General features: G+C 64.6%; 12 protein-coding genes. 1 reads left to right on the top strand and 11 read right to left on the bottom strand.

All coding sequences use genetic code 11. The features are described 5' to 3' along the window. Positions 1-21: 21 nt before the first annotated feature. The gene (locus PCA10_RS02770; RefSeq protein ID WP_016490501.1) at positions 22-447 is read right to left on the bottom strand and encodes an OsmC family protein; all 426 of its coding nucleotides are present in this window, start codon (positions 445-447) and stop codon (positions 22-24) included. Between the two features lie 227 nt (positions 448-674). On the opposite strand from PCA10_RS02770, the gene crp reads away from it, so the two are divergent. Further along, the gene (crp, locus tag PCA10_RS02765) at positions 675-1319 is read left to right on the top strand and encodes a cAMP-activated global transcriptional regulator CRP (protein ID WP_016490500.1); all 645 of its coding nucleotides are present in this window, start codon (positions 675-677) and stop codon (positions 1317-1319) included. Between the two features lie 59 nt (positions 1320-1378). Here the strand turns inward: crp and trpC are convergent, their stop codons facing one another. The 10 genes from trpC to PCA10_RS02715 all read right to left on the bottom strand — a co-directional run bounded on the left by trpC (position 1379) and on the right by PCA10_RS02715 (position 11883). Further along, positions 1379-2215 carry an indole-3-glycerol phosphate synthase TrpC gene (trpC, locus tag PCA10_RS02760; RefSeq protein WP_016490499.1) on the bottom strand — a complete coding sequence of 279 codons (837 nt, stop codon included), beginning with the start codon at positions 2213-2215 and terminating at the stop codon, positions 1379-1381. Continuing rightward, positions 2212-3261 (bottom strand): anthranilate phosphoribosyltransferase, encoded by a 1050-nt coding sequence (gene trpD / locus PCA10_RS02755; RefSeq protein WP_016490498.1) that lies wholly within the window; start codon positions 3259-3261, stop codon positions 2212-2214. Before trpD ends, trpC begins: the two co-directional genes overlap by 4 nt. Next, positions 3261-3854 carry an aminodeoxychorismate/anthranilate synthase component II gene (locus PCA10_RS02750; protein WP_016490497.1) on the bottom strand — a complete coding sequence of 198 codons (594 nt, stop codon included), beginning with the start codon at positions 3852-3854 and terminating at the stop codon, positions 3261-3263. The genes trpD and PCA10_RS02750 overlap by 1 nt, the downstream gene beginning before the upstream one ends. Positions 3855-3864: 10 nt before the next feature. After that, positions 3865-5352 carry an anthranilate synthase component I gene (trpE, locus tag PCA10_RS02745; RefSeq protein WP_016490496.1) on the bottom strand — a complete coding sequence of 496 codons (1488 nt, stop codon included), beginning with the start codon at positions 5350-5352 and terminating at the stop codon, positions 3865-3867. A 91-nt stretch (positions 5353-5443) separates the two neighbouring features. After that, positions 5444-6283, bottom strand: a complete 840-nt coding sequence (locus PCA10_RS02740; RefSeq protein ID WP_016490495.1) for a phosphoglycolate phosphatase — start codon at positions 6281-6283, stop codon at positions 5444-5446. Position 6284: 1 nt separating this feature from the next. After that, positions 6285-6953 (bottom strand): ribulose-phosphate 3-epimerase, encoded by a 669-nt coding sequence (gene rpe / locus PCA10_RS02735; protein WP_016490494.1) that lies wholly within the window; start codon positions 6951-6953, stop codon positions 6285-6287. 538 nt (positions 6954-7491) lie between these two features. After that, a complete protein-coding gene (locus PCA10_RS02730) occupies positions 7492-8319 on the bottom strand; it encodes an ABC transporter permease (RefSeq protein WP_016490493.1) in 828 nt (275 codons plus the stop codon). A gap of 13 nt (positions 8320-8332) precedes the next feature. Next, positions 8333-9580: an ABC transporter permease gene (locus PCA10_RS02725; protein WP_016490492.1), complete on the bottom strand. Its 1248-nt coding sequence runs from the start codon at positions 9578-9580 to the stop codon at positions 8333-8335. A gap of 112 nt (positions 9581-9692) precedes the next feature. Further along, complete coding sequence (locus tag PCA10_RS02720) at positions 9693-10724, bottom strand: ABC transporter substrate-binding protein (RefSeq protein ID WP_016490491.1); 1032 nt, start codon at positions 10722-10724, stop codon at positions 9693-9695. 49 nt (positions 10725-10773) lie between these two features. Beyond that, positions 10774-11883 carry an ABC transporter ATP-binding protein gene (locus PCA10_RS02715; RefSeq protein ID WP_016490490.1) on the bottom strand — a complete coding sequence of 370 codons (1110 nt, stop codon included), beginning with the start codon at positions 11881-11883 and terminating at the stop codon, positions 10774-10776. Positions 11884-11928: the final 45 nt, after the last annotated feature.

The raw sequence follows: 11928 nt of genomic DNA, 5'->3' as shown, positions 1-11928 counted from the left end.
GGCCGATCGTCGTCACCGGGTTCAAGCCCCGAGTTCGATGATCTCGTAATCGTGGGTGATCTCGACGCCGGCACGGCCGAGCATGATCGAGGCCGAGCAGTACTTGTCCGCCGACAACTCCACCGCGCGCTTGACCTGGGCCTCCTTGAGACCGCGCCCTTTCACCACGAAATGCACGTGGATCTTGGTGAAGACCTTGGGGTCCTCATCGGCACGCTCGGCCTCGAGGAAGGCTTCGCAGCTTTCCACCGGCTGGCGGGACTTCTTCAGGATGCTCACCACGTCGAAGTTGGTGCAGCCACCCAGGCCGATCAGCAGCATTTCCATGGGGCGCACGCCCAGGTTGCGACCACCGGACTCGGGCGGACCGTCCATGACTACTGCATGGCCGCTGCCGGATTCGCCAAGGAACAGGGCTTCGCCCGCCCATTGGATGCGTGCTTTCATCGCCTGAAACTCCGCTTGAAAAAAGGTGCGGTAGCTTATCACAGCGCATTTTCCATGCCGGGCCTCAAATAGTTCCCGAGCAGGTGATAGGTGCGTCGCAAAATCACATTGTCGAATGAAGGTCGTCTGTTAAGCTGGCGCCGGATTACTGGCACACTTGGCCGGACAACTATTAGAAAATTGCCTGTTGGACAAAGGCTTACCTTCTCTTTTTTCGGGACTCGGGCATGGTCGCAATAACCCTTACACCAAAAATAAAGAGCCTGGACAAGATACTCGCGCATTGTCACCGCCGCCGTTATACGGCCAAGAGCACCATCATTTACGCGGGCGATCGCTGCGAAACCCTCTTCTTCATCATCAAGGGCTCGGTCACCATCCTGATCGAGGATGACGACGGCCGCGAGATGATCATCGCCTACCTCAACCCCGGGGACTTCTTCGGCGAGATGGGCCTGTTCGAAAAGGAAGGGGCGGAGAAAGAGCGCAGTGCCTGGGTCCGCGCCAAGACCGAGTGCGAAGTGGCCGAACTGAGCTACGCCAAGTTCCGCGAGCTTACCCAGCAGGACCCTGAAATCCTCTACGCCCTGGGCAGCCAGATGGCCGACCGCCTGCGCAACACCACGCGCAAGGTAGGCGACCTGGCCTTTCTCGACGTGACCGGCCGCGTGGCGCGCACCCTGCTCGACCTGTGCAAGCAACCGGATGCCATGACCCACCCCGACGGCATGCAGATCAAGATCACCCGCCAGGAAATCGGCCGCATCGTCGGCTGCTCCCGTGAGATGGTCGGCCGCGTGCTGAAGAGTCTGGAAGAACAAGGCCTGGTGCACGTGAAAGGCAAGACGATGGTGGTCTTCGGTACCCGCTGAAGAACGCAAACGAAAAAGCCGGCGCAAGCCGGCTTTTTCATGTCCGCGAATCGCCCGGATCAGTCCGGATCAATGCTCGCCACCACGTGATTGCGATCGGGGAAGAACAGCCGGGCGAGTTCGCTGCCCGGTTCCTCCGCGCGCATGAAGGCCTCGCCGACGAGGAAGGCATAGACGCCGCTGACTTCCATCAGCTCCACATCGGCGCGGTTGAGGATGCCGCTCTCGGTGATCACCAGGCGGTCGCGGGGAATGCGCGGCAGCAGGTCGAGGGTGGTTTCCAGGCTGACTTCGAAGCTGTGCAGGTTACGGTTGTTGATGCCCACCAGCGGGGTGTCCAGGCAATTCAGCGCACGGTCCAGCTCCTCGCTGTCATGCACCTCCACCAGCACGTCGAGACCGACGTCCTTGGCGGTGGCCGCCAGCTCCTTCATGCGGCCGTCGTCCAGGGCGGAGACGATCAAGAGGATGCAGTCGGCGCCAATGGCGCGGGCTTCCACCACCTGGTAGGGGTCGATAAGGAAATCCTTGCGGATCACCGGCAGCGAACAGGCACTACGTGCCTCCTGCAGATAGGCATCGCTGCCCTGGAAGAAATCGATATCGGTCAGTACCGACAGGCAGGCGGCGCCGCCGGCCTCGTAGCTCCGGGCGATCTGCGCCGGCCGGAAATCTTCGCGAATCACGCCCTTGCTCGGCGAGGCCTTCTTCACTTCCGCGATCACCGCCGCTTCGTGGCGCTCGGCGCGCTCCAGCAATGCCCGGGCGAAGCCGCGGGGAGCGTCGGCGATGCGAGCCAGTGCCTCGACCTCGGCCAGGGAAACACGGGCGCGGCGCTCGGCCACTTCCTCGGCCTTGCGCGCCAGGATCTTCTCAAGAACGGTAGGGATGCTCACGCTTCATTCTCCACTCGGAACACCGCGGTAAAGGAGGCCAGCTCGTCCAGCTTTTCGCGGGCGAGGCCGGTGTGCAGGGCATCCTGTGCCAGGCGCACACCTTCTTTCAGGCTGGACGCGAGGTCAGCGGCGTAGAGCGCAGCGCCCGCGTTCAGCACGATCATGTCGGCGGCCTTCTGGCCATTCTCGGTCTTGCGCCGCCCCAGGGCATCACGGATCAGCTCCAGGGACTCCTGCGGGCTGCCCACGGTCAGGCCGATCAGGCTCTGGCTCTTGATCCCGAAGTCTTCGGGCTGGATCTGGTACTCGGTCACCTCGCCGTCCTTCAGTTCGGCAACGTGGGTCGGTGCGGCCAGGCTGACCTCATCGAGGCCATCGCGGGAATGCACCACCAGGATGTGCTTGCTGCCCAGGCGCTTGAGCACCTCGGCCAGCGGGCGGCACAGGGCCTGGCTGAACACGCCGACCACCTGGTGCTTCACACCGGCCGGATTCGTAAGCGGGCCGAGCATGTTGAACAGGGTGCGCAGACCCAGCTCGCGGCGCGGGCTGGCGGCGTACTTCATGGCCTTGTGATGGACCTGGGCGAACATGAAGCCGACGCCGATGCTCTCGATGCAACGCGCCACCTGCTCCGGCTTGAGGTCCAGGTAGATACCGGCGGCTTCCAGCACGTCGGCGCTGCCGGTCTTGCCGGACACCGCGCGATTGCCGTGCTTGGCGACCTTGCCGCCCGCCGCCGCGACCACGAAGGTGGCTGCCGAGGAGACGTTGAAGATATTCGCGCCATCGCCGCCGGTGCCCACCACGTCGACCACGCGGTCCAGGCTGGTGAGTTCCACACGGACGGCCAGCTCACGCATGACCGAAACGGCGCCGACTATCTCCTCGATGGTCTCGCTCTTCATGCGCATGCCCATGAGGAAGGCGCCGATCTGTGCGTCGGTGCACTGGCCGGTCATGATCAGGCGCATCACGTCCTGCATTTCTTCGGTGGTCAGGTCCAGTTGGTTGACCACCCGATTCAGGGCTTCCTTGATGTCCATCAGCGCACTCCGCCGGTCTGCTTGAGGAAGTTGGCCAGGAGCTCATGGCCCTGTTCGGTAAGGATGGACTCCGGATGGAATTGCACACCCTCGACGTTCAGCGTTTTGTGACGCAGCCCCATGATCTCGTCCATCGAGCCGTCGGCGTGCTGGGTCCAGGCAGTGACCTCCAGCTCCTCGGGCAGGGTTTCCAGCTTCACCACCAGGGAGTGGTAGCGGGTGACGGTCAGCGGATGGTTCAGACCTTCGAACACGCCCTGGTCCTTGTGGAACACCGGGCTGGTCTTGCCGTGCATGGCCTGGCGCGCGCGCACCACGTCGCCACCGAAGGCCTGGCCGATGCTCTGGTGGCCGAGGCAGACGCCGAGGATCGGCAGCTTGCCGGCGAAGTGACGGATCACCTCCAGGGACACTCCGGCTTCGTTGGGCGTGCAGGGGCCGGGGGAGACCACGATGCGTTCCGGGTTCAGCGCCTCGATCTCGGCGATGGACAGCTCGTCGTTGCGGAACACCTGGACGTCCGCGCCGAGCTCACCGAGGTACTGCACCACGTTATAGGTAAAGGAGTCGTAGTTGTCGATCATCAGCAGCATGGTGCAATCCTCAGGCGTCGGTCTGGGCGGTCTGTTCGGCAAGGGTCACGGCGCGGAACATCGCGCGGCGCTTGTTGAGCGTCTCTTCCCATTCCAGTGCCGGGACCGAGTCGGCGACGATGCCGGCGCCGGCCTGGACGTGCAGTTCGCCGTCCTTGATGACCGCCGTGCGGATCGCGATGGCCGTGTCCATGTTGCCGTTCCAGGCCAGGTAGCCCACGGCGCCGCCGTAGACGCCACGCTTGACCGGCTCGAGGTCATCGATGATTTCCATCGCGCGGATCTTCGGCGCTCCGGAGAGTGTCCCGGCCGGCAGGATGGCGCGCAGGGCCTCCATGGCGGAGATGCCTTTCTTGAGCTGGCCGGTGACGTTGGAAACGATGTGCATCACGTTGGAGTAGCGCTCGATCACCATCTTCTCGGTGACCTTCACCGAGCCGGTGCTGGAGACGCGGCCGACGTCGTTGCGGCCGAGGTCGATCAGCATCAGGTGCTCGGCCAGCTCCTTGGCGTCGGAGAGCAGGTCCTCTTCCAGCGCCCGATCGGCCTCCTCGGTGGCGCCACGGGGACGGGTGCCGGCGATGGGCCGTACGGTGACCAGGCCGTCTTCCACCCGCACCAGCACTTCCGGCGAGCTGCCCACCACGTGGAAGTCGCCGAAGTTGAAGAAGTACATGTAGGGCGTCGGGTTGAAGCAGCGCAGGGCGCGGTAGAGATCGATGGGCGCAGCCTTGAAGGGGATCGACATGCGCTGGGAGATCACCACCTGCATGCAGTCGCCGGCCAGGATGTACTCCTTGATCTCGCGCACCGCCCGCTCGTAATCCTCGCGGGTGAAGCTGGAGCGAAACTCCGGCTCACCGCCCAGCGGCAGGCCCGGGTCCACGCCCAGGCGCGGCACGACGGGCAGACGCAGCTTGGCGCGCAGTTCGGCCAGGCGCGCCTGGCCCTGCTCGAAGGCGTCGGACTGGCTCGGGTCGACCAGGACGATGGCGTGCAGCTTGCCCGCCAGGTTGTCGAACACGATCACCGCGTCCGAGACCATCAGCAGAATGTCCGGCGTTCCCAGGGGATCGGGGTTCGGGCAGTTGGCCAGGCGCTTCTCGACATAGCGCACGCAGTCGTAGCCGAAGTAACCCACCAGGCCACCGTTGAAACGCGGCAGGCCGGCGATGGGCGCTACCTGGTAGCGTTCCTTGAAGGCTTCGACGAAGGCCAGCGGGTCTTCGCTGTCATGGGACTCGGTGACCTGGTCGTCGACGCTGACGGTCACCGCCGGGCCATGGGCCCGCAGCACGGTGCGGCTCTGCAGGCCGATGATCGAGTAGCGGCCCCATTTCTCGCCGCCCTGCACCGACTCCAGCAGGTAGGAGTAGGGGGTATCGGCAAGCTTCAGGTAGAGGGACAGCGGGGTATCGAAATCCGCCAGGGTCTCGAACGCAAGCGGAATGCGGTTAAAGCCTTCGGCGGCCAAACGCAGGAATTCTTCGCGGGTCATGATCTGCCTCGTGGGCGGGGAACCCCTTGGGGGTTCCTGGAGATGAAATCGTTGGTGTGCAAGCGCGCCGGAGCGTCCGGCCAGAATGAGTTCAGGCGCGCCAGCGCCAACGGGCGGCGGCCTTGATGATCTTCATTCCGGCTCGTTCGAGCCAATGCTTGCAGGGAACCACCACGTTTCTGTCTCGTTGAGGCGGATAATCGGAGGAGTCCGGCGACATTAGCGCAGCGCCGTGGGCGGCGCAACCACCTGGGAGCAGCTCACGCAGGTCGTCCACCACCAGGGCCGGGTCCTCCTCGGCAATGGGTCGGCCGTGGTTGTAGCCGTAGCTCAGGGCGACGCATTTCACCCCGGCGGCCTTGGCCGCAAGCACGTCGTTGCGCGAGTCGCCAACGAACAGCGCCTCGTTGCGGCTCACCCCGGTCATGTGCATCACATGCAGCAACGCGGCCGGGTCCGGCTTCTGCTGCGGCAGGGTGTCGCCGGCGATGATCAAGGGGAAATAACGACCCAGCCGCATCTCATCCAGCAGGGGCGCGACGAAGCGTTCGGGCTTGTTGGTGACCAGCGCCAGCTCGACGCCCTTCTTCTTCAACCACTTGAGGGTTTCCGCCACCCCCGGGTAGACGGTGGTGAGCGCGTGGCTGTCGGCGTAGGCCGTCATGAACAGCTCGAGGCCGCGCTCGGCGTCCTCCTCGTGTACCGAGGAATGCTCGTAACCATCAGCCAGGGCGCGGCGCACCAGCACCCGGGCACCATTGCCGACCCAGTCGCGAACCCGCTCCACCCCGGCCGCAGGACGGCCCAGGGCGAGCAGCATCTGGTCGACGGCCGCCGCGAGGTCGGGCACCGAATCCACCAGGGTGCCGTCCAGGTCGAACATCACCAGGCGTGGCAGGCGCCCGTCGAACAGCCGGTGCAGCGTTCCCATATCAGACCTGGGCCAGCTCGGCGCGCATGGCGGCGATTACTTCGGCGTAGTCCGGCGCATTGAAGATGGCCGAGCCGGCGACAAAGGTGTCGGCACCGGCGGCGGCGATCTCGCGGATGTTCTTCACGTTCACGCCGCCGTCGATCTCCAGGCGGATGTCGCGGCCGGAAGCGTCGATCAGGGCGCGGGCCTCACGCAGCTTGTCGAGGGTGCCGGGGATGAACTTCTGGCCACCGAAACCGGGGTTGACGCTCATCAGCAGGATCATGTCGACCTTGTCCATCACGTACTTGAGCGCATCCAGCGAGGTGGCCGGATTGAACACCAGGCCCGCCTTGGCGCCGCCATCGCGGATCAGCTGCAGGGAGCGATCGATGTGCTGCGTGGCTTCGGGGTGGAAGGTGATGTAGGTGGCGCCGGCTTCGATGAAGTCACCGATGATGCGATCCACCGGGGAAACCATCAGGTGGGCGTCGATCGGCGCGGTGATGCCGTACTTGCGCAGTGCCGAGCAGACCATGGGGCCGATGGTCAGGTTGGGCACGTAGTGGTTGTCCATCACGTCGAAGTGAACGATGTCGGCGCCGGCGGCGAGAACGTTATCCACTTCCTCGCCCAGGCGGGCGAAATCGGCGGAAAGGATCGACGGAGCGATGGCGAAAGGCTGCATGGCTGACCTCAGGGGCAGAATCACGGTGGCGCGAATTGTAGCCGGGATGGATGGCGCGCGGGGATTCGACCGATGACTGAGGCGGATACCTCCCTCTCCCCTCCCCGGCCGCACCTTAAGAGGAGAGGGTGACTCGCGCCGGCGAGGCACTAGCAGTGTTGAAGCCCAAACCCATCTGAAACCTGGCCATAAAGGTGGGGCAACGACTACGCCCCTTCAGAAGGCCGAGCGGAATCCTTGTGCAGGGGGACGAGCGGCATGGATGCCGCGAGGGGCGCGCAGGGCCATGGATGGCCCTTCGCGCCGTGCCCCCGGAGCAAGGATGAAGGGAGGGAACCCCGGCGAAGCCGGGGCCGGATGCTGGGGCAAGTTTTTTGGTTCCTTTTCACGGGGGCGGCCATCCGGCGATTGGAAAAGGGACTCGCCCGGAAGGGCGAAACAGAAACCCACAGCCCACTCGGAAACGAGCCGGGCACCAGCACATCCCAGAACCATAAAAAAAGCCCGCGAAATCGCGGGCCGGGAAGGTTGGAGAGGGTCACTCGGGCATCGAGGTGCGCATCCGCTCGCTGCGTCCGCGCAGCCATTCCAGCACCAGCAACAGTGCAACCGAGAAGCCGATCAGCAAGGTGGCGGCGGCGGCGATGGTCGGGCTGAGGTTCTCGCGGATACCGCTGAACATCTGCCGTGGCAGGGTGGCCTGCTCGGGGCCGGCGAGGAACAGGGTCACCACCACTTCGTCGAAGGAGGTCGCGAAGGCGAACAGCGCCCCCGAGATCACCCCCGGGGCGATCAGCGGCAGGGTCACCTTGAAGAACGCGGTCACCGGCGGCGCGCCCAGGCTGGCGGCGGCGCGCACCAGGTTGTAGTTGAAGCCCTGGAGGGTGGCCGACACCGTGATGATCACGAAGGGAACACCCAGCACGGCGTGCACCAGGATCAGCGACAGGTAGCTGTTGCCCAGCCCCAGTGGCGCGAAGAACAGGTAGCTGGCGACGCCGATGATCACCACCGGTACCACCATGGGCGAGATCAGCAGGCTCATCACCAGCGCCTTGCCACGGAACTCGCCACGGGTCAGGCCGATGGAGGCCAGGGTACCGAAGACCATGGCCAGCACGGTGGCCGCCGGTGCCACGATCATGCTGTTGGTCAGCGCGCGCATCCACTCGGCCGAGCCGAAGAAGTCCGCGTACCAACGCAGGGAGAAGCCCTGCAGCGGGTAGACCAGGAAAGTGCCGGAGTTGAACGACAGCGGGATGATCACCAGCACCGGCAGGATCAGGAACAGCAACACCAGGCCGCACAGGGTGCGCAGGGTGTAGAACCACAGGCGCTCGATGGGGGACATGTAGGGACTCAGCATTTTCTTGTTCTCCTCAGCCCAGGCGCAGGCGGCCGGCGCCTACCAGCCAGGTGTAGACCACGTAGAGCACCAGGGTGGCGAACAGCAGCAGTCCGCCCAGGGCCGTGGCCATGCCCCAGTTGATGGTGGTGTTGGTGAAGAAGGCGACGAAGTAGCTGACCATCTGATCGTTCGGGCTGCCCAGCAGCGCCGGGGTGATGTAGTAGCCGATGGACAGGATGAACACCAGCAGGCAACCGGCGCCGACACCGGCCACGGTCTGCGGGAAGTACACCTTCCAGAAGCTGGCGAAGGGGTGGCAGCCGAGGGAAATCGCCGCGCGCATGTAGGTGGGCGAGATGCCCTTCATCACGCTGTAGATCGGCAGGATCATGAACGGCAGCATGATGTGCACCATGGCGATGTAGACACCGGTCCGGTTGAACACCAGCTGCAGCGGCTGGTCGATCAGGCCGAGCTTGATCAGCGCGCCGTTGATCAGGCCGCCGGACTGCAACAGCACGATCCAGGCGGCGACGCGCACCAGGATCGAGGTCCAGAACGGCAGCAGCACCAGGATCATCAGCAGGTTGCTCTTGCGCGTCGGCAGGATGGCCAGCAGGTAGGCCAGCGGGTAGGCCAACGCGAGGCAGATCAGGGTGATGACCGCGCCCATCCAGAAGGTCCGGGCGAAGATATCCAGGTAGATGGCCTGGTCGGGGGTGGCCGGGGCCAGCTCGCCCAGGTCATCGATGCGATGGTCGACGGCGGCCAGCAGGTAATAGGGGGTCAGGCGGCTGGCGTTGCGACGGATCGTCTGCCAGTAGGCCGGGTCGCCCCAACGCTCGTCCATGGACTCCAGCGCGTCCTTGTAGGAAGCGGGCTCGGTCTTGAACGGCAGGGCACGGGCGGTCTTGGCCATCAGGCTGCGGTAGCCGGCCAGTTCCATGTTCAGGCGCTTGGAAAGGTCGCCGATGGTCTGGTTCTTGCGCGCCTCGGCGAGGTCTTCGGCCAGGGCCTTGTACACCGGCTCGGCAGGCAGTGCCTTGCCATCCCAGCTGGCAATGGCCTCGACGGTGCGCGGCATGGAGCCGACCACTTCCGGGTTGTTCACGCTCTTGAAGAGCAACGCGCCGATGGGCACCAGGAAGGTCAGCAGAAGGAAGATGAGCAGCGGCAGGATCAGCGCCTGGGATTTCAGGCGGTTCATCCGCTCGGCTCGGGCGAGGCGCTGCTTGAGGCTGGGGCCGGCGACCTCGTTCTGGGGCACTGCAGTGGCCATGGCGAACTCCGTTGGAACAGGGTTGGACTTTCAGCCCCGTAGGGCCAGGGTGAGGGGTCGCCCCCTCACCCCCGACCCCTCTCCCAGAGAGAGAGGGGATACAGCGGCGACCTTACTTGGCCGCCCAGGCGTTGAAGCGCTGTTCCAGCTGCTCGCCATAGTCAGCCCAGAAGGTGACGTCCATGGCGACCTGGTTCTTGATGTTTTCCGGCGTGGTCGGCATGTCCTTCAGCAGGCCCTTGTCCAGCAGCGCCACGGCCTGGGTGTTGGCCGGACCGTAGGCGATGTTGGAGGAGTAGGTCTTCTGCTGCTCGGGCTGGACCGAGAAAGCGATGAATTCCTTGGCCTTGTCGGCATCCTTGGCACCCTTCGGAATGGCCCAGGAGTCGAAGTCGTAGATACCGCCGTTCCACACGACCTTGAGGTTGCTTTCGTTCTGCACGGCAGCGATACGGCCGTTGTAGGCCGAGCTCATGACCACGTCACCGGAAGCCAGGAACTGCGGCGGCTGGGCGCCGGCTTCCCACCACTGGATGTGCGGCTTGATCTGGTCGAGTTTCTTGAAGGCGCGGTCCTGGCCTTCCTTGGTGGCGAGCACGCTGTAGACGTCCTTGGGCGCGACGCCGTCGGCCATCAGGGCGAACTCCAGGGTGTACTTGGCGCCCTTGCGCAGGCCGCGCTTGCCGGGGAATTTCTCCACGTCCCAGAAGTCGGCCCAGCTGGTGGGCGAGGACTTCAGCTTGTCGGCGTTGTAGGCCAGCACGGTGGACCACACGAAGAAGCCGACGCCACAGGGCTGGATGGCGCCGGGGACGAAGTTCGCCGCGTCGCCGAACAGGGCCGGGTCGAGCTCCTCGAACAGGCCTTCATCGCAACCGCGGGACAGCTCGGGCGACTCCACTTCCACCAGGTTCCAGGACACGCTGTTGGTGTCGACCATGGCTTTCACCTTGGCCATCTCACCGTTGTATTCGCCGGCGATGATCTTGTTGTCGGTGCTCTTCTGGAAGGGCTCGTAGAACGCCTTGACCTGCGCGTTCTTGTTGGCGCCACCGAAGGACACCACCGTCAGATCGGCGGCCATGGCCTGGGCGGCGCAGGCCAACCCGAGGGCGATGGCGGTGAGTTTCAGGGATTTCGACATTGTTATTTTCTCCACAGTGCAGGGTTGCTAATGCCTTGGTGCCGCCGCGTCATTCCGCCAGAAGCGGGTCCAGTGCGCGGACGTGCTCCACTTGCCAGCCGAGCGGCACCACATCGCCTACCGCCAGTGCGGGGTCGAGCTCAGCAATCGGTTGCTTGACGAAGAAGTCGGGCTTGCCGCACACCTCGAAGCGAATGCGCACGTGGTCGCCCAGGTAGATGAACTCGGCGACTCGTCCGGAGAAGCGGTTGACGCAGCTTTCGCTGTGGCCGTTGAGGCTGACGCGCTCGGGGCGGATCGACAGGGTCACCGGCTCGCCGGGCTGGCCGACGTTGATCGCCAGCGCCTCGACCTTCTCGCCACGGGCCAGGCGCACGATGCAGCGCTCGCCGTCACGGCTCTCCAGCTGGCCATTGAGGCGGTTGTTCTCGCCGATGAAGTTCGCCACGAAGGTGTTCTTCGGCAGCTCGTACAGCTCGCGGGGCGGGGCGATCTGCTGGATCTCGCCCTGATGGAACACGGCCACGCGATCGGACATGGTCAGGGCTTCCCCCTGGTCATGGGTCACGTAGACCACGGTCACACCCAGGCGCTGGTGGATGTGCTTGATCTCCATCTGCATGTGCTCACGCAGCTGCTTGTCCAGCGCACCGAGGGGTTCGTCCATCAGTACCAGCTGCGGCTCGAACACCAGGGCTCGGGCCAGGGCGACGCGCTGCTGCTGGCCGCCGGAAAGCTGGCCGGGGTAGCGGTTGCGGAAGGCGTCCAGCTGGACCATGGACAGCGCGCGCTTGACCCGCTCGCTGGCGTCGGTCTTGTTCATGCCACGCACGGAGAGCGGGAACGCGAGGTTCTCGGCCACCGTCATGTGCGGGAACAGCGCGTAGTTCTGGAACACCATGCCGATGTCCCGCTTGTGCGGGGGCACGTTGTTGATCGAGCGACCGCCAAGGAGGATCTCGCCGCTGGTAGGGGTTTCGAACCCGGCGAGCATCATCAGGCTGGTGGTCTTGCCGGAGCCGGACGGCCCGAGCAGGGTGAGGAACTCGCCTTTGCGAATGTCCAGGTTGAGGTCCTTGACGATCAAAGTCTCGCCGTCGTAGCTCTTCTGTACGCCGCGAAAGCTGACCAGGATGTCGCTGCCATTTGTCTCGGCCATAACCGCACCTTTGTTTTTGTGTCTGCCGTAGACAAAGCCTAGAGA

It is taken from the genome of Pseudomonas resinovorans NBRC 106553 (genome assembly GCF_000412695.1).
In the GTDB taxonomy this organism is placed as follows: Bacteria; Pseudomonadota; Gammaproteobacteria; order Pseudomonadales; family Pseudomonadaceae; genus Metapseudomonas; species Metapseudomonas resinovorans_A.
Note: the sequence above shows the minus strand (reverse complement) of the source record. Positions and strands in the feature narration are given on the sequence as shown.